This is a genomic window from Actinotalea sp. Marseille-Q4924 (genome assembly GCF_916618755.1).
Classification (GTDB): Bacteria; Actinomycetota; Actinomycetes; order Actinomycetales; family Cellulomonadaceae; genus Actinotalea.
In genome coordinates this window covers 55323-80618 of the sequence record NZ_CAKAKB010000001.1, presented here as the reverse complement: position 1 = coordinate 80618, position 25296 = coordinate 55323, and the positions used below count along the sequence as shown (strand labels likewise).

Below are 25296 nucleotides of genomic sequence, written 5' to 3'. Positions count from 1 at the left end.
GTGGCACGACGAAGGTGGATCGCAGCGGGACTCGTCCCCGTCACCGGACTGTCCCTGGCCCTCTCGGCACCGGCCGCCGCGGCGACGGTCTCCGTCCTCGCGGACTTCGAGGGCCTCACGAACGAGCAGCTCGGCGGCGCCGGGTTCTACACGTACGGCGGGAACGGTGGTGGCGCCGGCTTCGGCGTGGAGACCGTCGCGCCGGGGGACGCGCTCGCGCGCCCCGGGCAGACCGAGCCGACGACGGTCCTGTCCGTCGGCGCCGACGTGCCGGCCGGCTTCGCCGGATGGGGGCAGAACTTCGCCTCCCCGCAGGACGCCTCCGCGTTCGACGGCCTCCAGCTGTGGATGCACGGCACCGGCAGCGGCGCGGTGTTCCAGTCCGAGCTGATCGACGGCACGGACGGCGAGCGCTTCGACCACCAGCTGACCGACGACTGGACCGGGTGGCGCCTGGTCCAGATCCCGTTCACGGCGTACACCTACGCCACGGACTTCAACGAGGCCGACGCCGACCGGACGCTCAGCACCACCGCTCTGCCGGGCTTCATCTTCCCCGTGGTCTCGACATCGGGCCCGGTGACCTGGAAGGTCGACGACGTCGCCTGGTACGCCGGTGCCGACGTCGCCCCCGTGGTCCGGTTCGCGGCGGCGACGAGTGGCGTGACGGAGGGCGGCACCGCGACCGTCGAGGTGCGCCTCAGCGTCGCCGCGACCGAGGACGTCACGGTCGACTGGACGACCGCGGACGGCACCGCGACGGCCGGGCAGGACTACACCGCCGCCGCGGGCACCGTGACGGTCCCTGCCGGCGCCACGACCGCGTCAGTGCAGGTCGCGACCCTCCAGGACACGGACGTCGAGGGCAACGAGAGCCTCACGCTCACGCTGTCGAACCCGTCGGGCGGGTCCGCCACTCTGGGCACGGCGACCCACACCCTGACCCTCCGCGACGACGACGCCGCCGAGGCCCAGCCGGTCTGGGACAACACCCGGCTCGTCGAGGGCTTCGACACCGCGGGACCGCTGCCCGTGACGCCCGACGGCGTCACCGGCGGGTACGAGTTCTTCGCCGACCCGACCGCGACCGTGTCCGGCGCGGCGGAGCTCCCGCCGTCGCCGGCCCCCGGCAGCGACGCCGGGGACACGGCCCTGCGCCTGACCATGCAGGCGCCGTCCTTCGCGGGCGTCACCCAGAAGCTGGGCGAGCCGGGCGGCGCGTGGACCCCGCAGGACTGGAGCCGCTACGACGGCCTGTCCTTCTGGTTCTACGGCACCAACAGCGGCCGGTCGCTCTTCGTGGATCTGCTGGACAACCGCAACCCGGGCTCCACCACCGATGACGCCGAGCGGCACAGCGTCGTCTTCACCGACGACACGGTCGGCTGGACGTACGTCGAGCTCCCGTTCAGCACCTTCACGCGCAAGGAGATCGGCAACGGCGCACCCAACGACGGCCTCAACCTGACGGCCGTCCACGGCTGGGCGATCGGCGCGACCGCCGTGCCGAACGAGACCACCTGGTACCTCGAGGACGTCTCCCTCACCGTCCCCGAGACGGTCATCGACGAGTTCGAGTACGAGGGCGGCCTGCCCTCCGGCACGGACGCGAACGGCCTCGGCCTGGGCTTCCAGACCTACTCCGGCAACGGCGGCGCCGTGACCGCGGAGGTCGTCACCGACGAGCGCACGGCCGCGCGGCCGGGCGCCGAGGACGGCAACAGCGCCCTCGGCCTCACGCTCGACGTCCCCGCCGGCAGCTGGGCGGGCGTGTCCCACGCGTTCGCGTCCGACGGCGTCTGGACGCCCCAGGACTGGAGCGACTCGGAGGGCCTGAACTTCTGGCTGCTCGGCCAGGGCACGGGCGACCAGGTCTACGTCGACGTCATCGAGAACCGCGGCGAGGGCTCGACCCGCGACGACGCCGAGCGCTACAGCGCGACGGTCACGGACGACGTCGTCGGCTGGCGGTTCGTCGAGCTCGAGTGGGCCGACTTCTCGCGCAAGGACATCGGCAACGGTGCCCCGAACGACGGCTTCACGCTGGACGAGGTCCACGGCTACGCGATCGGCGTCGCGCAGACGACCGGCTCGCAGCAGTACCTCGTCGACCGGGTCGCCCGATGGGGCGCGAGCCTCGCCGACGTGCCGCTGCTCGTCGGCTTCGACCGCGGTGTCTACCAGGCCGCGGAGGGCGCACCCCAGACGGTCACCGTCACGCTCGGTCGCCCGGCGCAGGAGACCGTCACGGTCGACTACGCCACGCTGGACAGCACGGACCGCACGCGGACCGAGGACGTCCCGGCCGCGCTCGGCCGCGACTACGTCGCCACGAGCGGCACCCTCGAGTTCGCCCCCGGCGAGACGGAGAAGACCTTCTCGGTCGAGCTGCCCGACGACGACAAGGCCGAGCTCGACAAGACCGTCCAGGTGGCGCTCTCGGGCGTGACCGGCCCGGGCGAGCTCAGCCCGTTCGCGCGGTTCGCCAGCATCACCATCGAGGACGACGACGTCCGCGACCCCGCGCTGATCGAGGACTTCGAGGACGAGGCGGGCCTGTGGCGCGCCGAGGGCTCGGTCCTCGACACGATCCGCGTGCCCGCCGACGGCGCCCTGGCCTACCCGGGCCAGGCGGCCGACGAGGGCGTCGCCCGCATCACCGTCGAGGAGCCGGGCGCGACCGTGCGCCGCGACTTCGCCCAGCCGCAGGACTGGTCGGGCAGCGACGGCCTGACGTTCTGGTACCGGGGCACGGGCAGCGGGGAGCCGGTCACGGTGGACCTGCGCGACGACGACGCCCCGGACCCCGGCCCCGAGGGCTGGACCGAGCGCGTCTACTTCGACGACTTCGACGCCCCCGCCGGCACGCCGGTGGACCCGACGTCGTGGTCGAACGAGACCGGCGGCTGGGGCTGGGGCAACCAGGAGTCGCAGTTCTACACGCCGGGTGACGAGAACGTGTGGCAGGACGGCGAGGGCAACCTCGAGATCCAGCTGCGCGAGAACACCGACGAGTCCCTGTGGTGCTCCTCGAGCAACGTGGCGTGCGACTACACGTCGGCGCGCATCTCGACCATGGACAAGCAGGAGTTCCTGCACGGCCGGATCGAGGCCCGGGTCAAGGTCCCGGGCGGCGAGGGCCTGTGGCCGGCGTTCTGGACGCTCGGCAACGACTTCCTCGACGTGGGATGGCCGCAGACCGGCGAGATCGACATCATGGAGCACGTCGAGGGCGACAACGGCATGCCGAACGAGGCGTTCGGCACGATCCACGGCCCCGGGTACTCCGGCGGCCAGTCGATCGACGGCCGGGTCTACCTGCCGGAGGGCACGTCCTTCGCGGACGACTTCCACACCTTCACGGTCGAGTGGGAGCCCTACAAGATCACCTGGTTCATGGACGGCGAGCAGTTCCACCAGGTGACCCCGGCGGACCTGCCCGCCGGGTCGGAGTGGGTGTTCGAGCACCCGTTCTTCCTCATCGCGAACCTGGCGATCGGGGGCAACTTCGGCGGCACCATCGCCGACGACCTCCAGCTGCCCGCGTCCTACCTCATCGACTACATCTCGGTGGAGCAGGCACCGGACACCGCTGAGCGCTTCGAGGCGACCTTCGTCGACGACGAGGCCGGCTGGCAGCAGATCAGCATCCCGTTCGCCGACTTCGAGCGGTCCGCGGACCAGCCCGAGGGCGCGCCGGACAACGGCCTGACCCTGACGGCGGTGCACGGCTACGGCCTGGACCTCGGCGACTCGGTCGCGGCCGGCGACGAGGTGCTGCTCGACCGGGTCACGCTGGGCGTGGTCGACGGCGGCTCGGAGGAGCCGGAGCCGTCCGGTCCCCCGTGGGGACCGGGTGGGATCTTCGGCCCGGGCGGGCCGTTCGGGCCCGGCGGTCCCTTCGGCCCGGGCGGGCCGGGTGAGCCGGCCGGTCCGGGCGGCCGGTTCGGCCCGGGCGGGCCGACGGCGGGTGAGCGCACCGACACCGGCGCCACCACGCCGGGACGTCCGACGGGCGGGGCGCCGCTGAGGCGCTGATGCCCTGCTGACGGACGGCTGACGGACAGCTGACCGACGGCGCGCCGTCGTCGTCCCACGGAGCCCCGCGTCCGGACCTCGCGTCCGGCGCGGGGCTCCGCTGCGTCCGGGACCGTCACGGTCCCTGTCGCGGGGAGCCCCGCCTCCGGCATCCGGACCACGACCTCCCCGCGCACCCCGGACCAGCGGTTCGTGATCGCGCTCCCGCAGGGCATCCTGTGTCGGTGCCCGCGACGACGCTCCCCGCCACCGAGGCCCCGCCCGCGCTCTCGTGGAAGCTCGCGCCGGCCGCCGGTGTCTCGGCGTCCGCGGTCCTGCTGTTCGGGGTGCACCTGCGACCGCTCGGGTACGTCGTCCTCGTGCTCAGCCTCGCCGCGGCCTGGCTCGTCGACCGACCGCTCGCGAAGGACCTGGTCCTCATCGGCCTCGGGGTCGCGATCGTCAGCACGACGTCGATGGCGGCCGACGTCTCGTGGCCGCGGTTCTTCGCGATCGGCACGGCGCTGACGCTCGCCGTGCTCGTGCCGTTCCTCGTGGACCGGTTCGTCTACCGGCGTCGCGCCATCCGGTTCCCGTGGCGCACGGGCAACCGCTGGCCGCGCAGCGAGAAGGCCTACATCGTCGCCGTGCCGCTGCTCGGCTGGGCGATCCTGCCGTTCTACTTCATCAGCTCGGGCGCGTACCGGAACTGGCCGGACATCACCTCACCGAGCGAGCTGGGCCGGTTCTTCGTCGGCGTCAACGCCGTCGGCACGTGGGACGAGCTGTTCTTCATCTGCCTGTGCTTCGCCCTGCTGCTGCGGCACTTCCGCCCCTGGCAGGCCAACCTGCTGCAGACGGCGATCTTCGTGTCGTTCCTGTGGGAGCTCGGCTACCGCGAGTGGGGGCCGTTGCTGACGATCCCGTTCGCCCTCCTCCAGGGCCTCATCTTCACGCGCACGCGGTCGCTGACCCTCGTGCTGGTCGTGCACCTGCTGTTCGACGCGATCGTCTTCATGGCGATCGTGCACGCGAACAACCCCCACCTCTTCCCGATCTTCGTCTACTGACCCGCGTGGCCGGTCGCGGACCCGCACGTCACCACGGCAGGTAGTAGGTGAGCAGGTCCGCCGTCATGGGCGGGAAGAGCGCCTCGAAGAGCTCGACGTCGCGTCCCGGGTAGACGTCGGGGCGGCGACGGGCGAGCCCGTGCATCCCGAGCGGACCCAGCAGCAGGTCGGCGAGGTGGGTCGGGGCGACCCCCGCGGCGCCGTGCGCACCGGGGTCTTGCATCGGGCCGCCGACGGCGACCGGGCCCAGCGCGCCGTCGTCGGCGACGGTCATGCGGTAGTGCCGGCCGAACGTCGACAGGACCACCTCGCGACGCTGCAGGCCCGCCGCGCGCAGCCGTGCGCCGAGCAGCGGGCGCAGCGCGTCGAGGAGGCGCTCGGGGTGGTCGAGGCGGACGTAGTACTGCTCGGCCGTCTCCCCCGGGGGCGCGAGCAGGGACCCCCACGCCCGGCCGGTCACGGCGAGCGGGCGGTGCACCACGTGCAGCGTCGCACCCGGGAAGCGGCCGACGGCGGCGCGCAGCAGGAGGTGGGCGGCGGCCGGGTCGGCCGCGGCCGGCTCCGCGACGAGCACGTCCTCGGCGCCCTCCTCGGCGGCTCCGGTGCGCACCGTGCCGACGACGACGCCGTCGCGCTCGACCACCCATGTCGTGGACGCGTCGTGCTCGAGGAGCCACCGACGCCGGGCCGACGGGTGGGGCACGGCGACGTCGTACGCCGACTGCGCGGCGTCCTGGAGGGCCGCGAGCGCGGGCAGGTCGGCGCGCGTCGCACCGCGCAGGGCGAGCGCCCCCGCAGCCGTCGGGGGGTCCGCGAGCGCGCGGGCCCGGGGGATGTCGATGACGTACTCGTAGCCGAAGAGCCGGTAGAAGTACGGGATCCCGATCATGACCTGGAGCAGGTGGCCGCGGGCGGCGGAGCGCTCGTGCGCCCACCCCATGAGTGCCCGGACCAGGCCCCGGCCCTCGTACGCGCGGTCCGTCGCGACGAGCTCGACCTGACCGGCCGGCACGACGACGTCCCCGATGCGCACCGTCTCGTCCAGCAGGAGGGCGGTCGAGACGACCCGGTCCCCGTCGACGACCACGGCGCACGCGTCCCACCCGAGATCCGGTCCTCCACGGCCAGCCGGTGGTCGAGGGCGTCGACGTCCTCCCCGCGGTCGGCCAGCAGCGCACCGATCTGGTCGAGGTCGGCGGGGCGGGCGGTCCGGAGGACGAGCCCGTCAGGAACGGTGGGCGACGACGGCATCCTCCGAGGCTCCTCCGGTGGGCGCCCAGGATCCAGCCGATTCCCGCGACGTCGGGCTCCCGACGGCGGGCGCGTCACGAGCCCGGCCGGGCGGTCGGAACCGACGACGGCACGCGATCCGACCGGTCGGCGGCATCCGTGCCTACGGTGAGGGCATGAGCCACGTCACCGTCAGCGCCCCGGAGCCCGCCACCACACCCCGTCGCATCGCGATCACCGGCGGCTACGTCGTCCCGGTGAGCGGGCCGCCCGTCGAGAACGGGACGGTCCTCGTCGAGGGGGGCCGCATCGTCGCCGTCGGCGCCGATGTCACCGTCCCGGACGGCACGCACCGGGTGGACGCGACCGGACGCTGGGTGCTCCCCGGCTTCGTCGAGGCGCACGGGCACGTCGGGATCTGGGAGGAGGGCGAGGGCGTCGCCGGCGACGACGTCAACGAGCTGACCGACCCGGACCGCGCCGCCGTCCGCGCGATCGACGGGATCAACATCGACGACGAGGGGTTCCGCGACGCCCTCGCGGGCGGCGTGACGGCCATCGTGGTCAAGCCGGGCTCCGGCAACCCCATCGGCGGGCAGAGCGTCGCGATCAAGAGCTGGGGCGGTCGCACGGTGGACGAGCAGGTCATCCGCGCCGCGGTCAGCGTGAAGTCGGCGCTGGGAGAGAACCCGAAGCGCGTCTACAGGGACCGCAAGCAGCTGCCGTCGACCCGCCTGGGCGTGTCGCTCGTGATCCGGGAGGCGTTCACCAAGGCGCAGCACTACCGCGCCGCGCGGGAGGCCGCCGAGCGCAAGGGTGAGCCGTTCGCGCGGGACCTGGGCCTGGAGACGCTCGTCCGGGTGCTCGACGGGGAGCTGCTGTGGGACCAGCACTGCCACCGGCACGACGACATCGCCACCGCGATCCGCCTCGCCGAGGAGTTCGGGTGCCGGCTCGTCGTCAACCACGGCACGGAGGGTCACAAGATCGCGGACGTCCTGGCCGAGAAGGACATCCCCGTGGTGTTCGGGCCGATGTTCACGAGCCGGTCGAAGGTGGAGCTGCGGGACCGGGCCATCGCGCACCTGGCGCGCCTGGTCGAGGCCGGCGTGCGCGTCGCGATCACGACAGACCATCCCGTCGTGCCCATCAACTTCCTCGTGCACCAGGCCACGCTGGCCGTGAAGGAGGGCCTGCCCGCCGAGGTCGCTCTCCAGGCGCTGACGGTGAACCCGGCGCAGATGATGGGGCTCGGCGACCGGGTGGGTGCGCTGCGGCCCGGCCTGGACGCCGACGTCGTCGTGTGGTCCGGTGACCCGCTGGACGTCGCCTCGCGGGCGGAGCAGGTCTTCATCGACGGGGTGTCGGTGTACTCCTGGGACGGCGCGGCGGGCGTCGGGCGGGTCGTCGAGCGGGCGGAGCGCCTGCGGCGAGGGTGAGCGTCGGGATCAGGGGCAGTCGCGCAGGGCCGACGCGGGGAACTCCGGGATCGGCCGCGCCTGCGCCTCCTCGGGCGTGGAGGCGATCCCGTTCTCGGCGATGTCCTGGATGAGCCACTCCATCTCGTCGATCTCGCGCCGCTGCGCCTCGCTGATCGCGACCGCCAGCTCGCAGACGCGGACGTCCTCGATCTGTGCGCGCTCCGAGCGGGTGATGGCCAGGGAGTGGTGCGGGATCATCCCGCTCATGAAGGCGGAGTCGCCGACCGTCGCCTGGCTCCGGTCCAGTGCCGCGCCGCCCCCGAGCAGCACGAGGCTGGCGACGACGACGGCGATGTTCGCCTTCGTGCTCTTGTACATGGTCAGCATCCACGCGAGCATCACCAGCCCCATGGCGCCGCCCATGGTGATCGCCATGAAGACGCGGCTCTGGCTGAAGCGGATGTGGCTCCACTCCCACGAGCCGACGAACATCACGAAGTACATGACCACCATGCCGGTGAGGATCATGGCGGCGAAGCGCAGGTACATGCCCGCCATGTGGCCGTCGTGCGTGACGTGACGGCCCTCGGGCTCCGCTGTCGACACCGGTCCGCTCCTTCCTGGCCTGCACTGTGGACGTTCTTGACGCTAGGCAGATCAGCCCGTGACCGCACCCTGGGTGCCCAACGGCGCCCATGAAGACCTGAAGACGATGTTCGGCTCAGCCGACGAGGGGGGCGATGAGCTCCCGCACGCGGGCGGCCGTCGGTACCCGGCCGGAGACGACGACCTCCTCGTCCACGACGAGCGCGGGCGTCCGCATCACGCCGTAGCCGACGATGGTCGGGTAGTCCGTCACCTTCTCGATGCGCGCGTCGAGGCCCAGGGAGTCGACGGCCTCGCGGGTCACGCGCTCCAGGGCCGCGCAGTTGGCGCAGCCGGGGCCGAGGATCTTGATGTTCACGGTGCTCTCCTCGCGGTGGGGGTGCTGGGGGCGGCGGGCCGGTGGGGGGCGCGCGTCACAGGACGGCGTTGAAGAGGTAGCCGACGGCGACGATCCCGGTCCCGACGACGGCGACGAACGCCGCGATGAGCTGCGGCCGGAGGACGCGGCGCAGCAGGACGAGCTCGGGGAGGCTCAGCGCGACGACCGCCATCATGAAGGCCAGCAGCGTCCCCATCGGCAGACCCTTGTCGTACAGGGCCTGCACGAGCGGCATGACGCCGGCGGCGTTCGAGTACAGCGGGATGCCGATGGCGACGGCGAGGACGACGGCGAGCGGGTTGTCCGCGCCCGCGTACCGGGCGAAGAAGTCCTCCGGCGCCCAGCCGTGGATGGCGGCGCCGATCCCGATGCCGACGAGGAGGAACGGCCAGATCTTCCGCAGGATCGTCAGCACCTCCTCGACGCCCATCTGGATGCGGTCGTCCCAGTCGAGCCCGGCCGTGGAGTCCACGAGCCGACCGCCGAGGCGGGTCTCGAACACGAAGGGCTCCACCCATCGCTCCGGCCGGAGCCGTCCGAGCAGGAAGCCGGCGACCACGGCGATCGTCAGGCCGGCGGCCAGGTAGAGCAGGGCGGCGCCGGGGCCGAAGAGCCCGAGCAGGAGGACGACGGCCACCTCGTTCACCAGCGGGCTGGCGATGAGGAAGCTGAGCGTCACCCCGACGGGGACGCCGGCGGCGACGAAGCCGATGAAGGCCGGGACGGCGCTGCACGAGCAGAACGGCGTGACGACGCCGAGCCCGGCCGCCATGACGTTGCCGACACCCTCGCGCTTCCCGCCGAGCAGGGCGCGCGTGCGCTCCACGCTCATGAACGAGCGCAGCACCGTGACCACGAAGATGATCCCCACCAGCAGCAGCGCGATCTTCACGGTGTCGTAGAGGAAGAAGTGCACGCCGGACCCGAGCCGGCTGCCCAGGTCGAGCCCGACGACGTCGCCGACGACCCAGTCCCACAGCGGGCGGTTGACCCGGTACAGCGCGAGCCATACCGCAGCCGCGGCGGCGAGGCTCACCCAGCGCCGCGTGGGCGTGCGGGCGCGCAGGTGCTCGGCGACGGTCACGGTCGGCTCGAGGATCCGCCGCTCGAGGATCCGCCGCTCGCGGCGGCCGCGCCGGGGACCGGGAGCGCGGCGACGAGGCGGGCGCGGGCGTCGTCGGCGAGGGCGTAGTCGACCCAGCGGCCGCGGCGCGACGCGCTCACCAGGCCCGACGTGCGCAGGACCTTGAGGTGGTAGCTGAGGAGGTTCCCCGGGACGGGCACCCGCTCCTTGATGTCGCACACGCACAGGGGGCCGTCCGTGAGGACGGTCACGACCGCCCAGCGGACAGGGTCGGCGACCGCCTGGAGGAGCGTGAGAGCGTCGTCGTCGGACGCCGACCGGGTCGCAGGTCCGGCCGGTGACCCGGTCGATTCAACGACCGATGATCCAGCCATGCTTGAGACGTTAGGTGCCCGGCGGGGCGCAGCCCTGGGACGAACGTCCGCACGCCGGTGTGGGTGGTCGGCGAGCCGGACGGCGGCCACCCACCTACGCTCGATCAAGGTCCGCGGCGACCGGGAGCGGGAGAGAGCGCATGGCTGAGGCCACCGACAGCTCGACCACGGCGCGGGCGAGCGCGCCGGTGCCGGCCCTCGACGTCCCCGGGCGGGCCGGCGCCACGGCCCCGACCCAGCGGCTGACGGGCATCGACGCGGCGCGGGGTCTGGCGCTCATCGGCATGATCGTCGTCAACGTCGGGCCGGTCGAGGCGGATGGCCTGCTGCACCGCCTGTACCTCCTGCCGTACGGGCGCGCCTCCGTGCTCTTCGTCGTCATCGCCGGGATCGGGATGGGCCTGATGCTGCGACCGCGACCGGGCGCAGGGCGGCAGTGGCGCGTGGTGGTGTGGCGTGCGGCCGTCCTCCTCCTCGGCGGGCTCGCCCTCCAGCGACTGACCGACGACGTGTCGGTGATCCTGCCGGTGTACGGCGTGCTGTTCCTCCTCGCGCTCCTGGTCCACCGGGCGCCCCGGGCCGTGCTGCTCGGTCTCGCGCTGGCGATGACGGTGGTGGGACCCGTCCTCTACGTCTCGCACCTCATGGCCGCGGGCCGCGACCACCACTCGGGTCCGCCGCTCGAGCTGGGCAACCCGGTCGCCGAGGTGCTGCACGGCCTCGTCCTCTCGGGGCGCTACCCGCTGGTGACGTGGTGCGTCCCGTTCCTGGTCGGTCTGTGGTTCTCCCGCCTCGACCTGCGCGACCGAGGGGTGCTCGCGCGCCTGGTGGTGTGGGGCACGGTGGCCGCGGTCGTGGCCTTCGGCCTCAGCCTCGTGTCCATGAGCATCCTGGATCGCGACGGCGACGTCGGCGCCGCGCGGCTGCTCACCGGGGCAGCCCACGGTCAGATGCCGTTGTGGCTCGTCAGCAGCGTCGGTGGTGCGCTCGCCGTCGTCGCCGGCCTCGTGCTCCTCGGCGCCCGCGGTGCCCGGGTCGCGGGTCCGCTCGTGGCCGCGGGGCGACTGGCCCTGACCCTCTACGTGCTCCACGTCCTCGTTCTGGCACTGCTCACGCCCGCCGACGGCTTCACCCTCGCCCGCGGTGCGGCCGTGAGCGCACTCATGATCGCGTCCTTCCTCGGGCTGGCCGTGGTGTGGCGCCGTGTCACCGAGGTCGGGCCGCTCGAGTGGGTCCTGCGGGCCTCGTGGCTGCGCACCGCCGCCTGAGAGCCCGTCCACCGCCATCGTCTCTGCAGCCTGTTCGAGGAGCCCTTCGCCGATGATCCGAGGTCGACGCCGTCACACCGCGTCCGCGACGAGCACGCGCCCGGCGAGGCGCGACGCGCTGCGGCGCTGGGCCGCGGGTGGTGCGCTGCTGCTCGTGGCCGGCTGCACGACGCCGGAGCGGGCCCCGGAGGAGCCGCCGGTCGGCACGTCGCCGTCACCGGTCGAGGACGCGCCGACGCCGACGCCGACCCCCACTCCCGAGCCGGCCGCCCTCGGTGCCTACGGCGTCAGCTCGGGTCATCCGCTGGCGACCCGCGCCGGGATGGAGGCCCTGGAGCAGGGCGGGACCGCGGTGGACGCCGCCGTCGCCGCGGCCTTCGCGGACGCGGTGATGCAGCCGGCGTCGTCGGGCATCGGCGGTGGCGGGGCGTCGATCGTCGTCGCCGACGGCCAGGCCCTGAACTACGACTACCGGGAGGTCGTCGACGTCACGGGCACCGTCCCGGCGAGCGGCACCGGGATCCCGGGATTCGTGGCCGGCATGGCACGGCTGCACGAGCAGCACGGGACGCTGGAGTGGGCTGCCCTCCTGGAGCCTGCCATCCGGATCGCGGAGGCCGGCGGGCCCGTCTCGGGCTACCTGGCCGGGACGATCGGCGGTGAGCCGGGACGGGCGGTGACATCCGGGCTGCCGCACTTCAACCGCCCCGACGGGTCCCCCCTGCGGGAGGGCGACACGCTCGTGCAGGCGGAGCTCGCCTCGACCATGCGGACGCTCGCCACGGAAGGACCCGACGCGTTCTACACCGGGTCGCTCGTGCCCGCGCTCTCGGCGGTCGAGGGCATCGACCCGCAGTCCCTCTCGGCGTACGCCGTCCAGGAGTCGGCACCGGCACGGGGGCCGGTCGGGGACTACACGATGCTCTCGGGCGCTCCGGCGCTCCCGGGAGCCGCGATCATCCAGATGCTCCAGATCGCGGAGGCCTCAGGCATCGGTGGTGTCGACCCCGCGTCTGCGGACTTCGTGGAGCTGCAGTCGCGAGCGTGGCAGGTCGCGGAGGAGTCGGTGCAGCGGTCGTTCGGCGACCCCGCGTTCGTGGACGTCCCCGTCGAGCAGCTCACCGACCCGCAGGCGAACGCCGCGATCGCCGCGGGACTGGGCGACGCGGCCCGGACGGCCACCGGCGTGCCCTACGAGGGTGCCGCGAACACGACACACATCTCGGTGGTCGACGCCGACGGGATGGCCGTGTCCATGACCAACACGATCACCAACTACTGGGGCTCGGGGCAGTACGTCGCGGGCTTCTTCATGAACGACCAGCTGGAACGGTTCAGCGACATCGGCGCGACCGACGCGAACACCCCCGCGCCCGGGCGACGGTCGGTCACGTGGAGCTCGCCGTCGATGCTCCTCGACGGGCAGGACCGTCCGGCGCTCGTCATCGGCACGCCGGGAGGCGGTCAGATCCCGAACACCACGGCGCAGGTCGTGTCGCTCTGGGCGCTGCACGGGCAGGACCTGGAGGAGGCCGTGCCCGCCGAGCGGTTCATGCTGACCGGTGGGCAGATGCGACTGGAGTCCGACCGCCTCCGCGCGGAGCTCGAGGCCCGCGGCTACGCGGTCCGGGTGACGCCCCCCGGGAGCCGGGCGAGCTACGGATCGGTCCAGGCGCTCGAGGTCGACTGGGAGGCACGCACCGTCCACGGGGTGGCGGACACGAGGCGATCCGCCGGTGTCGAGACAGCCGTCGGCGACCCGCGTCCCTAGCCCGCCCGACGCGCCGTCGTGCCGCTCGTCCTAGTCCTCCCACACGGTCGCACGCGCCGCGAACTCCTCCTCCGGCGAGTGGAGCGGGATGACGCAGAGCAGGTGACCGCCCGGGGCCCGGAGCGTGCGGCACTCGAGCCACGCGGCGATCTCGACCGCCCCGAGGACCGTCAGCCGGGCGGTCTCCGCGGCGACGTCGTCGGTCTCGATGTCGACGTGGAACCGTGGGGCGTCGTCGTGGATCTCCTGGACCGCGGTGACGAGGCCCGGCAGGGCGCCGACGAGCGTCGTGTACTGCTCCTCCCCCGGGACGGGCCTCGCCTCGACGCCGAGGGCGCGTGACCAGAACGCGCGGGCGGCGTCGACGTCGGGCGACGGCACGTCGATGAGGATCGTGGACAGCCGGCTGCGGTGCACCGTTCCTCCTTGGGTCACATGCCTTCGGGCGCCATGTCGACGAACCGGGCGTAGTGGCCCTGGAACGCGACGACGATGTTGTCCGTCGGCCCGTTGCGGTGCTTGGCGACGATGATGTCGGCCTCGCCGGCGCGCGGCGACTCCTTCTCGTAGGCGTCCTCGCGGTGCAGCAGGATGATGACGTCCGCGTCCTGCTCGATCGCGCCGGACTCGCGCAGGTCGCTCATCTGCGGCCGCTTGTCCGTGCGCTGCTCCGCGCCGCGGTTCAGCTGTGAGATCGCGATGACCGGGACCTCGAGCTCCTTGGCGAGGAGCTTCAGCGCACGCGAGAACTCCGAGACCTCCTGCTGGCGGGACTCGACGCGCTTGCCGGAGCTCATGAGCTGCAGGTAGTCGATGACGACGAGCTTGAGGTCGTGCCGCTGCTTGAGCCGCCGGCACTTCGCGCGGATCTCCATGAGCGACATGTTCGGCGAGTCGTCGATGAACAGCGGCGCCTGGGAGACCTTGCCCATCGTCGAGGCCAGGCGCTGCCAGTCCTCGTCGCGCATGGTGCCCTTGCGCATGTTCTGCAGGGGTACGCGGCCCTCGGCGGAGAGCAGACGCATCGTGATCTCGTTGCGGCTCATCTCGAGGGAGAAGATCACCGACGCCATGTTGTGCCGGATGGCCGCGGACCGGAGGACGTCCAGCCCCATCGTCGACTTGCCCATCGCCGGTCGTGCGGCGATGACGACCATCTGCCCGGGGTGCAGGCCGTTCGTCAGGCGGTCGAGGTCCGAGAAGCCGGTCGGCACGCCGACCATGCCCTCGCCGCGGTTGCTCGCGGCCTCGATCTCCTCCATCGCCCCGTTGATGATCTCGGAGAGCGGCAGGTAGTCCTCGCTCGTGCGGTTCTCCGAGACGGCGTAGATCTCCGCCTGGGCGTTGTTGACGAGCTCCTCGACGTCCCCGCCGTCGGCCGCGTAGCCGAGCTGGACGATGCGCGTGCCGGCCTCGACCAGGCGACGCAGCACCGCCCGCTCCCGCACGATGCGGGCGTAGTAGCCGGCATTGGCCGCGGTGGGCACCATCGAGATGAGCGTGTGGAGGTAGGGGGCCCCGCCGACGCGGCCGATCTCGCCGCGCTTGGTCAGCTCCGCCGCCACCGTGACGGCGTCCGCCGGCTCACCCCGGCCGTAGAGGTCGAGGATCGCGTCGTAGACCATCTCGTGGGAGGGACGGTAGAAGTCCGTGCCCTTGACCTCTTCGACGACGTCGGCGATCGCGTCCTTGGAGAGCATCATGCCGCCGAGCACCGACTGCTCGGCCACGATGTCCTGGGGCGGGGTCCGGTCGTAGTGCTCCCGCCGGGGTGCCCCGAGACTCGTCTCGAGCTCGTCGATGCTCAACCGCTGCCCACCTCCACTGCGTCCCCGGCGACCGCCGCCCGTCGCGACGGACGTCGGTCGTGCGTCCGTTCCTGGTCCCCGTCCTACCGCGGAGCACCGACACGGCCCGCGTCCGAGGACGACGCCGTTCGGTGGCACGCCGGACCAGTCACCGGTCGCCGCGCGTGACGTTAGGCCCGGTCCCGGCGCGCCTCCAAGTGGTGGGACCTCCGTCCTGTGCACCGGCCTGGGGACAAGCCCCGGGTGCCTGTGGACCCTGTCCGACTCGTCTGTGCACAGGCGGTGGACAGACCTGTGGACATCGTGGGACGACCGGTGGGAGACGGCGCGGACCTGCACCGATGCCCCGGGCGGCCTGTGGACCGGAACTGGTCCGCCAGGCGACCACCAGGTGGACAGCAGTCGCACCCGGTGTGGACGTCAGGCGCCCCACTCGTGCCGCACGCGCAGGGCCGTCGCGAAGGACGGCACCACCGGCAGCAGCGGGAGCACCGCCGCCTGGTACGCGTGGTACGCGTCCGGCTTGCCCGGCCACACCTCGCCGGACACCCGGTTGTCGGTGTCGAGCTCGTGGTGCCACGACCCGCGCTCGTGGTCGACGAGGTAGCGGTCGACGTACGCCCACCAGGTCGCGGCGTCGTCGGCCCAGCGCTGGTCACCGGTGACCTGGTGCAGGACGTACGCCGTGCTCACGGCCTCGGCAGCGACCCAGTGCATCCGGGCCCGCACCACCGGCCGGCCGGACCAGTCGGTCGTGTAGACGAAGCCGTCCGCACCGTCCACCGACCAGCCGTCCGCGACAGCGCGCTCGGTCAGCGCCACGGCGGCCTCCACGAGCCCCTCGGGGGCGCCGTCCCCCAGCGAACGGTCCAGGGCCACGAGCAGCCGCGCCCACTCCAGCCCGTGGCCGACCGTCGCGCCGTACGGGCGGAAGGGATCCGCCGGCCGGTCCCGGTGGTGCTCGAGCAGCGGTGTCCAGTCCGCGTCGAAGTGCTCGGGGATGCGCCAGTCGTTCTCCCGCGCCCAGCCGACGACGTGCGCCCCGATCCGCGCCGCCCGGCGGTGCCACAGCTGCTCACCGGTGACGTCCCCGGCCGCGAGGTACGCCTCGACCGTGTGCATGTTGGCGTTGACGCCCCGGTACGTGTCGAGCGTCGTCCACGCCGCGTCCCACTCCTCCACCGCGAGTCCCGCGGCGTCGTCCCAGAACCGCTGCTCGTGGACCGCCAGGGCGTCCGCCAGCAGCTTCTCCGCGCCGTCGACCCCGGCCGCCGCGGCCGAGCTCGCGGCGAGCACCACGAAGGCGTGGCCGTAGGCCTGCTTGCGGTCGTCGACCCTGGCGTCCGGGTGCACGGCCGCGAACCAGCCGCCGTGCTCGTCGTCGTGCAGCGCGGCGCGAAGAGCCGACACCCCGTGCGCGGCGAGCCGCAGCAGCTCCGGGCGCGACGGGCCGCCGTCGGCCGGGGGCTCGTCCGCGAGCGCACCCAGGCTGAAGACGTGCGTCATGCGGCACGTGATCCACAGCTCGACCGGGCGCGTGCGGTCGATCCGGCCGCCCTCGTCGAGGTAGCCGAACCCGTCCGCGTGCTCCGCGCCGGCCGCGAACCGCAGCAGGTCCGCGCGCTGGGCGGCGAGGTGGTCGGTGTCACCGGGACGGGTCATGTCGGCTCCTCCTGCCGGCACGGAGGTGCGCCGGGCGTTGGTGGGACGGTCGCCACGGTAGGGCTTCCCGGCTGCCTCGCGGGGCGCACGCGGACCCGCGAGGCGCCCGCCGGGCACGCGGGCGTACCGTCGTGCCCCGTGGGCGGACGGCAGGCGCAGGAGCGACGCGCGACCTCGTGGCGGGCCCGGCTCCGCCCGGTCGACCGCCAGATCCTCGCCCTGGCGCTCCCCTCGCTCGGCGCCCTCGTCGCCGAACCGCTCTTCGTCCTCGTCGACTCGGTCGTCGTCGGGCGCCTGGGCACCGCCCCGCTCGCGGGGCTCGCGCTCGCCGGGACCGTCCTGACGACCGCCGTCGGGCTGTGCGTCTTCCTCGCGTACACGACCACGGCGAGCGTCGCACGCTCCCTGGGCGCCGGGGACCGCGCACGGGCGCTGCGGCTCGGGGTCGACGGCCTGTGGATCGCGGCGGGCCTGGGCGCCGTCCTCGCCGCTGCGCTGCTCGCCACGGCACCGTGGCTGCTGGCCGGGCTGGGCGCACCCGCGGAGGTCCTCCCGCACGCGGTCGCCTACCTGCGCTGGTCCGCGCCCGGGCTGCCGGGGATGCTCGTCGTCCTCGCGGCGACCGGGGTCCTGCGCGGCATGCTCGACACGCGGACGCCGCTGTGGGTCGCTGCCGGCGGGGCGGTGCTCAACGCGGTGCTCTCGGTGGTGCTCGTCCTCGTCGTCGGCATGGGTGTCGCGGGCTCGGGCCTGGGCACGGCGGTGACGCAGCTGCTCATGGCCACGGTGCTGGGGGCCGTCGTCGTGCGGGGGGCGCGACGCGAGGGCATCGGGCTGGGCCCGTCCGGGGCAGGCGTGCTGCACGGGGCACGCGCCGGCGTCCCCCTGCTCCTGCGGACGCTCTCCCTGCGGGCGGCGCTGCTCCTGGCCGCGTGGGTCGCCGCGGGGCTGGGGACCGTGTCGCTCGCCGGTCACCAGGTCGTCATGGCGGTGTGGGGCCTCATCGCCTTCGCGCTCGACGCGCTCGCCATCGCCGCACAGGCGCTCGTCGGGCGCGGTCTCGGTGCAGGCGACGTCGTCGGCACGCGGGCGGTGCTGCGCCGGACCCTGCAGTGGGGGACGGGCGCGGGCGTGGCCATCGGCCTGCTCCTGGCCCCGCTGGCCTGGTGGCTCGGGCCGCTCTTCACCGACGACGACGCCGTCCGACGCGCCGTCGCCCTCGCCCTGTGGATCGTCGCGGTGACGCTGCCCGTCGCCGGGTGGGTCTTCGTCCTCGACGGCGTGCTCATCGGCGCGGGTGACGGCCGCTACCTCGCCCTGGTCGGCCTGGCGACGCTCCTCGTGTACGCCCCGGCCGCGGTCGCGGTCCGCACGTGGGCCGACGACGGCGCCGTCGGTCTCGCCTGGTCCTGGGTGGCGTTCGCCGGCCTCTTCATGCTCGCGCGCGCCGTCACGACCGGTCTTCGGGCACGGGGGACGGCGTGGATGGTGACCGGGGGCTGAGCGGCCGTCCGCGAGCCGGACGTCGCGGCGGCGCGCTGACCTGCGGGTCCTCGGCCGGGGTTGCCGATGCTGCCGATCTTGTTTCACTGGAGGGATGCCTCATCCCCGCCCCACCGGGCTCCGCCCCGGACGCCGGGCGCTGCGCCTGCTCCGTCACCCGCGCACGACCCTGGCCGGGAAGACCGCCCTCGCGGCCCTGGTCGCGTGGCTCGTCGCCCTGCAGGTCCCCGGCGCCGCGGACTACACGTTCTACGCACCGTTCGGTGCGGTCGCCACGATGCACCCGGCGGTGTCCCGCTCCGCGGCGGAGGCGATGCGGGGCCTGACGGCGATCGTGCTCGGCGGTGCGCTCGGCCTGCTGGGCGACCAGCTCCTCGGGCCCCACGGCATCACCCTGGCGCTGCTCGTCGGTGCGGGGATCCTCGTCGGCGGCCTGCCGTGGCTCGGTGAGAGCCGGTCGTACGTGCCCCTGGCCGCGGTGTTCGTGCTGCTGGTCGGCCAGGGGGACGAGGTGTCGTACGCGGCGTCGTACGCCGGGCTCTTCCTGCTCGGTGGTGTCGTCTCCATCGCGGTCAACGCAGCCCTGCCGACGCTGCCGCTCGGCCCCGCCGACGAGGTCGTCCGGGCGCTGCGCGCGGAGGTGGTGGCGCACCTGCGGTTCGTCGCCCTGCACCTGGACGACGACGACTGCGAGGCACCGCTCACCGAGCACGGTCCCGGGCGCGCGGAGCTGCGTCGCCGCCTCAGCCGGGCGGGCGCCGTCGTCGGGGAGTTCGACGAGGCCGCCGTGGGGAACCTGCGCGCCCGCCGCCACCCGGAGCTCGTCTCGAGCCGCAGCGAGGAGTACCGGGCCCTGGAGCGGGCGGTCCTGCTCATCGACGACCTCTACGGGCTGTCCGCCGACCAGCCGTGGGGGACGCCGGTCGGCGGGGTCTCGCGCGAGCTGCGCGCCCCCATCGCGGCGGCGCTGCGCGAGCTCGCCGACGCGATCCGGGAGATCGCGCTGGACGACAGGGAACCGGGCCGCCGTGCACGGGTCGACGACGCGGTGCAGCGCCTCGTCGTGGCGCTGGCCCGGCACGAGGAGCGCCACGGTGCGGACGCGGAGGCGCTCGTGGTCGCCACCGTGGTCACGACGCTGCGACGCACCCTGTCGGCACTGACGCCCGAGGGCGTCCGCCTCTCGACCGGCCCGCTGCCGAAGCCGGGGGTGTCGACCGCGCCGTCGGCCTGACGCGCCGTCGGCTCGACGCGCCGTCGGCCGGGGCCTGGGACGGCGAGAGCCCGGCCCCCGTGACGGGGACCGGGCTCTCGTGCCGCGCGCAGCGTCAGGCCGAGGGGACGACCTCGACGTCGACCTGCGCGGCGACGTCCTCGTGCAGGCGGACCTGCACCTGGTACTCGCCCAACGACTTGATCGGCTGACCGATCTCGATCTTCCGCTTGTCGACCGACGGGCCGCCGGCGGCGGTGATCGCCTCGGCGATGTCCGTCGTCGTCACCGCGCCGAAGAGGCGGCCGGACGCGCCGGCCTTGGCCGTCACGACGACCGCCTTCGACTGCAGGCTGTCGCGCACCGCGCGGGCGTCGTCGAGCGACGCGATCTCGCGGCTCTTGCGGGCCTTGCGGATCTGGTCGATCTGCTTCTGGGCACCCTTGCTCCACGCCGTGGCCAGGCCACGCGGCAGGAGGTAGTTGCGGGCGTACCCGTCCTTGACCTCCACCACGTCACCCGGGGCGCCGAGTCCGGTCACCTCGTGCGTGAGGATGAGCTTCGCCATGAGTCCAGCCCCTTTCTCAGCGAGCCGAGCTCGAGTACGGCAGCAGAGCCATCTCGCGGGCGTTCTTGACGGCCCGGGCGATGGCGCGCTGCTCCTGGACGGAGACACCGGTCACACGGCGCGCGCGGATCTTGCCGCGGTCCGAGATGAACTTCCGCAGCAGCGCGGTGTCCTTGTAGTCGACGACGTCGATCTTCGCCGCCTTGAGGGGGTTCTGCTTCTTCTTGGGCTTACGGACGACGGGCTTCGCCATCGTGTGCTCCTCGGGGTTCTTCGTGGCCGGACCGCCGGGCGGTCATGGCCGAGGGATCAGAAGGGGGGCTCGTCGTTGAACGAGCCACCACCGCTTGCGGACGGTCCGGACGTGGCCCACGGGTCGTTGTCGAACCCGCCGCCCCCGCCCTGGTTGCCACCGCTGCTGTAGCCGTTGCCGCCACCGAAGCCGCCACCACCGCCACCGCCGCCCGAGCGCTGCGCCCGGGTGACCTTGGCCGACGCGTACCGCATGGAGGGGCCGACCTCGTCGACCTGGAGCTCCACGACGGTGCGCTTCTCGCCCTCACGGGTCTCGTAGGAGCGCTGCACCAGACGACCCTGGGCGATGACGCGCATGCCCTTGGTCAGCGACTCCGCGACGTTCTCCGCCGCCTCGCGCCAGATCGAGCAGCGCATGAACAGCGTGTCGCCGTCCTTCCACTCGTTGCTCTGGCGGTCGAAGGCACGCGGCGTGGACGCGATCGTGAAGTTCGCGACCGCGGCGCCGGAGGGGGTGAAGCGGAGCTCGGGGTCCCCGGTCAGGTTCCCGACCACCGTGATGACGGTGTCACCAGCCATTGCCTGCTCCTAGCGGTTGGTCGACTCGCGGGTGGGTCGATCTGGGTGTTCGGCGACGACGGCCTGACGGCTGCCGGGTCAGTGAGCGTCCGGGCGCATGACCTTCGTGCGCAGGACGGCCTCGTTGAGACCCAGCTGACGGTCCAGCTCCTGAGCCGTCTCGGGGGTCGCGGTGAAGTTCACGACGGCGTAGATGCCCTCGGCCTTCTTGTTGATCTCGTAGGCCAGACGGCGCCGGCCCCAGATGTCCACGGTGTCGACGGTGCCGCCGGCGGTCTTGACGACCCCGAGGTACTTGTCGAGGGACGGGGCGACGGTGCGCTCCTCGATGTCAGGGTCGAGGATGACCATCATCTCGTAACGACGCATGCGAGAACCCACCTCCTGTGGTCTCAGCGGCCACGGTCTTTCCGTGGCAGGAGGGTTGTGCGTCAGCTGCGCCGGGCCCGGTCCGTGGACCGGGAGGTGGTGATGGCACCCCTCGTCCCGTGCAGCAGCGGCCCATGCTACCGGCTGACGCCGACGCGACGGACCGCGGCCGCCACGGCTGTGGACGGCCGCGGTCGCGTCGGTGCTACGGCGTCGCGGTCACGGCTCGGGCAGGCCGGGTGGGAGGACCTGGCCCTCACCCGTTCCCTCGTCCTGTCCGGGCGGCGCCACCGGAGCGGTGGGCGCCGGCGTCGGTGCGGGCGTCGGTACCGGCGGTTCCGTGGGCTCCGGCTCCGGCTCCGGCGGCGGACCCGTCGACACGTCGATCGACACGGCGCTGCCCGGCTGCGCCTGGCCACCCGCCGGGTTCTGCGCGATCACCTGACCGGCCGGCTCGGCCGCCTCGACGTCGCGCGAGCTCACCGAGAAGCCGGCGGCGGTGAGGGTCGCCCGCGCCTGCTCCGCGTTCTGGCCCACGACGTTCGGCACGTCGACGAGCCCGGTGCCCTCGGACACGACGACCGTGACCGTCGAGCCCTCCTCGGCCTCGCCCCGCGGGCTCTGGCTGATGACGATGCCCTCGGGGACCGAGGGGTCCGTCGAGCGCTGCACCGCGGCCCCGAAGCCCGCCGCCCGCAGCTGGGCGACCGCCTCGGCCTCGGGCAGGCCCACGACCGACGGCACCGCGATGATCGGCGGGAGGTTCGGCTCGCCGATGTCCGCGCGCTCGGGGAACGGGAGCACCTCGGTGCCCTCGAGCGCCCGCGTCATGTGCTCGGTCCAGAGACGGATCGGGTAGGAGCCGCCGGTGATCTGGCTGTTCGCGAACTCCCCGAACGGCGTGATCGTCTCCGCGGAGACGCCGTCCTCCCCGACCTGGTACATCGCGACCGCCGTCGTCAGCTGCGGGGTGAACCCGACGAACCACGCGGACCGGTTCTCGTTCGAGGTGCCGGTCTTGCCCGCGGCGGGGCGCCCGATCTGCTGCGCGTAGCGGCCGGTGCCGCGGTCGGCGGCGACCACCTGCTGGAGGGCGAAGGTCGTGTCCGCCATGACGTCCTCGGCGAAGACGCGCTCGCCCTTCTGGGCGCCCTCGTACACGACGCCCCCGTCCAGGTACTCCATCGAGCGCACGATGAAGGGCTCGGTCCTGACCCCCTGGGCGGCGAAGGTGTTGAACGCCTGCGCCATGTCGATGGGGTTCACCGAGGGCGTGCCGAGCACGTTGGACGGCACCGGCGGGAGGAGGTCGACGGCGTCCTCGTCCACGCCGGCGCGGACGGCGACGTCGACGGTGCGCGCAGGTCCGGCCTCGACGCCCTCCTCGACGTTCATCTGCGCGTACACGGTGTTGACCGAGCTGGCCGTCGCGCGGACGAGGTCGACCTCGCCGAAGCTGTCGTCGCCGAAGTTGCGCACCGGCTCCGGGAAGCCCTCGACCGTGAGCCCGTTGTCCCCGTTGTACCGGGAGCGCAGCGAGCCGCCGTTCTCGAGGTAGCCGACGAGCGTGAACGGCTTGAACGTCGAGCCGGCCTGGGCGATGTCCTGGGTCACCGCGTTGCGCGACACGGTGACGAAGTCGGGCCCGCCGTACAGCGCCTTGATCGCCCCGTCGGCGGGGTCGAGCGTCACCATCGCGACGCGGAGGTTCGCCGGCCGGTCCTCGGGCAGCGACGTGGCGGCCGCCTCGATGGAGTCCTGCATCGGGACCTCGATCGTCGAGACGATCTTGTAGCCGCGGGTCTCCAGCTCGTCCTCCGAGACCGGCGACCGGTCGAGGATCTCGCGGCGGACCATGTCGACGAGGTACCCGCGCGGACCGGCGAGGCGGTCGTCCTGCACGTACTCGATCGTCTGCGGGAACACGAGCGCGTCGCGCTCGGCCTGCTGGAGCCGGCCGATCTCGACCATGCCGTCGAGCACGTAGTTCCACCGCTCCTCGGCCCGCGCGGGGTCGTTGCGCGGGTCCCAGTTGTTCGGCGAGGGGATGATCCCGGCGATGAGCGCGGCCTGCGAGACGTCCAGCTCGGCGGCCGGGACCCCGAAGTACTCCTGCGCCGCGCGCTCGATGCCGTACGCGCCGCGGCCGAGGAAGATCGTGTTGAGGTAGTTCTCGAGGATCTCGTCCTTGTCCTGCGCCTGGTCCAGCTTCACGGCCAGGAGCGCCTCGCGGATCTTGCCCCGGTAGTCGTCCACGGTGGCACCGAAGTAGTAGCGCTCCGCGTACTGCTGAGTGATGGTCGAGCCGCCCTGGCGGCTGCCGCCACGCAGGTTGTTCCACAGCGCGCGCGCCATGCCGGTCGGCGAGATACCGGCGTTCTCGTAGAACGTCCGGTCCTCCGCGGCGACGACGGCGTCCTTGACGTGCTGCGGGATGGTGTCGCCCGCGACGATCTCCCGGTTGGCCTCGCCGAACGTGCCGAGCACCGTCTCGCCGTCGGCGTAGTAGACGGTCGTCGTCTGCGCCTGGGCGAACTCGTCGGGCTCGGGGATCTCCGTGGTCGCGTACGCCCACGCGGCGAGGCCGACGAGCAGCGCCAGGCCCAGCAGGACGAGGCCGAGGACGAGCTTCCACGACGGCACCCAGCGCCGCCAGCCGGTCTTGCCGTGGCGCGGGTAGTCGATGAGCCGACGACGGCCCGCGGCCGCGCCGCCTGCGCGACCGCCGCCCGAGCCGCGACCACCGTCACCGGGACCACGCCCGCCGCCACCGCCTCCGCGGCCGCCGCCCGAGCCGCCCGCACCACCGGCACCACCGCCCGTCGTCGGGCGCTGCGGCGCCGCCGCACCGGTCGCGCCCCAGGGCGCGGCCGACGGCGCCGGGCCAGCCTGCCCGCTGCGGACGCTGCGGCGCGGGGGGGTCGCCGGCATGGAGCCCGCGGGGCGGGAGGTGGGGGAGGATCCCGTTGCCACGCTGTGCCTTTCGTCGGACGGGGCCGTGATCGCGGCCACCGGTCAGGGTACGGACGCCCGTCCGGCACGGCGCCCTGAGGGCGGGCCGACGACGTCGATCTGCCGCCCAGTATGGCGAGCGTGCCGTGGACGGACCGTGACGCTACGTGCGGATCCTGGGCAGAACCGCGGTGCGGGCTGGACGTCTGCTGGGTGCGACACCGCCGCCGGGCCCGCTCCGGTGAGCGTCGGGCGGGGATACGACCACCTGGGGCGCCCCCGCGCGGCGCGCCCGCGGCGTAGGTCGCTTGCATGCTGTGACGAACCGACCTAATCTTACGATGTATCAGTTCGATACATCGAGCCGTCCACCGGGGCGGCGCAGACACCATAGCGGGACCGGTCCGGCGCAGCACGCCGCCCGGTCACGGGCCGGGAGAGGCGGAGCGGTGCGCAGTCGGGCGGACGTCCTCGAGCTGGCGATCCTCGGGTCGCTGCACGAGACGCCCATGCACGGCTACGAGCTGCGCAAGCGCCTCAACCTGCTGCTCGGCTCGTTCCGGGCGCTGTCGTACGGCTCGCTGTACCCGGCGCTGAAGTCGCTCGAGGGACGGGCGCTCATCCAGGGCAGCGACGCCTCGCAGACGCCGCCGCCGCACGCCCTGTCGGGCAAGCGCGCGCGGATCGTCTACGAGCTGACGGCGGAGGGCAAGGAGCACTTCGCTGACCTGCTCGCCGAGGCCGGCCCGGCGTCGTGGGAGGACGAGGGGTTCGACGTGCGGTTCGCGTTCTTCGCGCAGACCGACGCCGAGACCCGGCTGCGGATCCTCGAGGGGCGCCGCACGCGGCTCACCGAGCGTCTGGAGAACGTCCGCCAGGCGATGGCGCGCACCCGCGAGCGCCTCGACGAGTACACGCTGGAGCTGCAGCGCCACGGCCTGGAGCAGGTCGAGCGCGAGGTCCGGTGGCTCGACGGACTGATCGACAACGAGCGTGGCCTCGGCCGCGACCGCGACGACGCGCCCCGGCGCGCCGCCGGCACGAGGGCCGCGAACCGGCCCGCCACGCGTGGCCCCCACGGTCGCGCCGACCGAACCGACGGTGGTCGACCGACCACCAACGACACCGCTGACGACGCCCCTGCGCCGCAGCACTGAAGAGATATCG

Annotated in this window: 21 protein-coding genes; 8 read left to right on the top strand and 13 right to left on the bottom strand. The window is 73.3% G+C overall.

Annotated features, from left to right (window positions below; genetic code table 11):
• Both LG379_RS00310 and LG379_RS00305 read left to right on the top strand, forming a co-directional pair.
• Entirely contained in the window at positions 1-4038 is a 4038-nt protein-coding gene (locus LG379_RS00310) for a carbohydrate binding domain-containing protein (RefSeq protein ID WP_225752612.1), read from the top strand.
• A gap of 224 nt (positions 4039-4262) precedes the next feature.
• Positions 4263-5087 (top strand): type II CAAX prenyl endopeptidase Rce1 family protein, encoded by an 825-nt coding sequence (locus tag LG379_RS00305; protein WP_370634403.1) that lies wholly within the window; start codon positions 4263-4265, stop codon positions 5085-5087.
• Positions 5088-5115: 28 nt separating this feature from the next.
• Here LG379_RS00305 and LG379_RS00300 read toward each other — a convergent pair whose 3' ends face one another.
• On the bottom strand, positions 5116-6174 hold the full coding sequence (locus tag LG379_RS00300) for a GNAT family N-acetyltransferase (RefSeq protein WP_225752610.1): 1059 nt from the start codon (positions 6172-6174) through the stop codon (positions 5116-5118).
• Between the two features lie 319 nt (positions 6175-6493).
• Between LG379_RS00300 and LG379_RS00295 the strand changes: the two genes are divergently transcribed.
• Positions 6494-7756, top strand: a complete 1263-nt coding sequence (locus LG379_RS00295; RefSeq protein ID WP_225752609.1) for an amidohydrolase — start codon at positions 6494-6496, stop codon at positions 7754-7756.
• 9 nt (positions 7757-7765) lie between these two features.
• Here LG379_RS00295 and LG379_RS00290 read toward each other — a convergent pair whose 3' ends face one another.
• From LG379_RS00290 to LG379_RS00275, 4 genes are all read right to left on the bottom strand, one after another.
• Complete coding sequence (locus tag LG379_RS00290; RefSeq protein WP_225752608.1) at positions 7766-8344, bottom strand: DUF305 domain-containing protein; 579 nt, start codon at positions 8342-8344, stop codon at positions 7766-7768.
• Positions 8345-8459: 115 nt separating this feature from the next.
• Positions 8460-8702 carry a thioredoxin family protein gene (locus tag LG379_RS00285; RefSeq protein WP_225752607.1) on the bottom strand — a complete coding sequence of 81 codons (243 nt, stop codon included), beginning with the start codon at positions 8700-8702 and terminating at the stop codon, positions 8460-8462.
• A gap of 55 nt (positions 8703-8757) precedes the next feature.
• The gene (locus tag LG379_RS00280; RefSeq protein ID WP_225752606.1) at positions 8758-9807 is read right to left on the bottom strand and encodes a permease; all 1050 of its coding nucleotides are present in this window, start codon (positions 9805-9807) and stop codon (positions 8758-8760) included.
• The gene (locus LG379_RS00275) at positions 9804-10181 is read right to left on the bottom strand and encodes a helix-turn-helix transcriptional regulator (RefSeq protein ID WP_225752605.1); all 378 of its coding nucleotides are present in this window, start codon (positions 10179-10181) and stop codon (positions 9804-9806) included. Before LG379_RS00275 ends, LG379_RS00280 begins: the two co-directional genes overlap by 4 nt.
• 140 nt (positions 10182-10321) lie before the next feature.
• Between LG379_RS00275 and LG379_RS00270 the strand changes: the two genes are divergently transcribed.
• Both LG379_RS00270 and LG379_RS00265 read left to right on the top strand, forming a co-directional pair.
• Positions 10322-11449, top strand: coding sequence for a DUF418 domain-containing protein (locus tag LG379_RS00270; RefSeq protein ID WP_225752604.1), 1128 nt, complete (start codon positions 10322-10324; stop codon positions 11447-11449).
• A gap of 52 nt (positions 11450-11501) precedes the next feature.
• Positions 11502-13220: a gamma-glutamyltransferase gene (locus tag LG379_RS00265; protein WP_225752603.1), complete on the top strand. Its 1719-nt coding sequence runs from the start codon at positions 11502-11504 to the stop codon at positions 13218-13220.
• A gap of 30 nt (positions 13221-13250) precedes the next feature.
• On the opposite strand, the gene LG379_RS00260 is transcribed toward LG379_RS00265, so the two are convergent.
• The 3 genes from LG379_RS00260 to LG379_RS00250 all read right to left on the bottom strand — a co-directional run bounded on the left by LG379_RS00260 (position 13251) and on the right by LG379_RS00250 (position 16690).
• Complete coding sequence (locus LG379_RS00260; RefSeq protein WP_225752602.1) at positions 13251-13637, bottom strand: VOC family protein; 387 nt, start codon at positions 13635-13637, stop codon at positions 13251-13253.
• A gap of 14 nt (positions 13638-13651) precedes the next feature.
• Positions 13652-15028 (bottom strand): replicative DNA helicase, encoded by a 1377-nt coding sequence (dnaB, locus tag LG379_RS00255; protein WP_225752601.1) that lies wholly within the window; start codon positions 15026-15028, stop codon positions 13652-13654.
• 420 nt (positions 15029-15448) lie between these two features.
• A complete protein-coding gene (locus tag LG379_RS00250) occupies positions 15449-16690 on the bottom strand; it encodes an AGE family epimerase/isomerase (RefSeq protein WP_225752600.1) in 1242 nt (413 codons plus the stop codon).
• 138 nt (positions 16691-16828) lie between these two features.
• Between LG379_RS00250 and LG379_RS00245 the strand changes: the two genes are divergently transcribed.
• Both LG379_RS00245 and LG379_RS00240 read left to right on the top strand, forming a co-directional pair.
• On the top strand, positions 16829-18193 hold the full coding sequence (locus LG379_RS00245) for an MATE family efflux transporter (RefSeq protein ID WP_225752599.1): 1365 nt from the start codon (positions 16829-16831) through the stop codon (positions 18191-18193).
• Between the two features lie 94 nt (positions 18194-18287).
• Positions 18288-19427 (top strand): aromatic acid exporter family protein, encoded by a 1140-nt coding sequence (locus tag LG379_RS00240; protein WP_225752598.1) that lies wholly within the window; start codon positions 18288-18290, stop codon positions 19425-19427.
• A gap of 94 nt (positions 19428-19521) precedes the next feature.
• Here LG379_RS00240 and rplI read toward each other — a convergent pair whose 3' ends face one another.
• The 5 genes from rplI to LG379_RS00215 all read right to left on the bottom strand — a co-directional run bounded on the left by rplI (position 19522) and on the right by LG379_RS00215 (position 24108).
• A complete protein-coding gene (gene rplI / locus LG379_RS00235) occupies positions 19522-19974 on the bottom strand; it encodes a 50S ribosomal protein L9 (protein WP_225752597.1) in 453 nt (150 codons plus the stop codon).
• A gap of 16 nt (positions 19975-19990) precedes the next feature.
• Complete coding sequence (gene rpsR, locus LG379_RS00230) at positions 19991-20227, bottom strand: 30S ribosomal protein S18 (protein ID WP_225752596.1); 237 nt, start codon at positions 20225-20227, stop codon at positions 19991-19993.
• Between the two features lie 56 nt (positions 20228-20283).
• A complete protein-coding gene (locus tag LG379_RS00225; protein ID WP_225752595.1) occupies positions 20284-20808 on the bottom strand; it encodes a single-stranded DNA-binding protein in 525 nt (174 codons plus the stop codon).
• Between the two features lie 78 nt (positions 20809-20886).
• Positions 20887-21177, bottom strand: a complete 291-nt coding sequence (gene rpsF / locus LG379_RS00220) for a 30S ribosomal protein S6 (protein WP_225752594.1) — start codon at positions 21175-21177, stop codon at positions 20887-20889.
• Between the two features lie 219 nt (positions 21178-21396).
• On the bottom strand, positions 21397-24108 hold the full coding sequence (locus LG379_RS00215; RefSeq protein ID WP_225752593.1) for a transglycosylase domain-containing protein: 2712 nt from the start codon (positions 24106-24108) through the stop codon (positions 21397-21399).
• Between the two features lie 470 nt (positions 24109-24578).
• On the opposite strand from LG379_RS00215, the gene LG379_RS00210 reads away from it, so the two are divergent.
• Positions 24579-25286 carry a PadR family transcriptional regulator gene (locus LG379_RS00210; protein WP_225752592.1) on the top strand — a complete coding sequence of 236 codons (708 nt, stop codon included), beginning with the start codon at positions 24579-24581 and terminating at the stop codon, positions 25284-25286.
• The last annotated feature ends 10 nt before the right edge of the window (positions 25287-25296 follow it).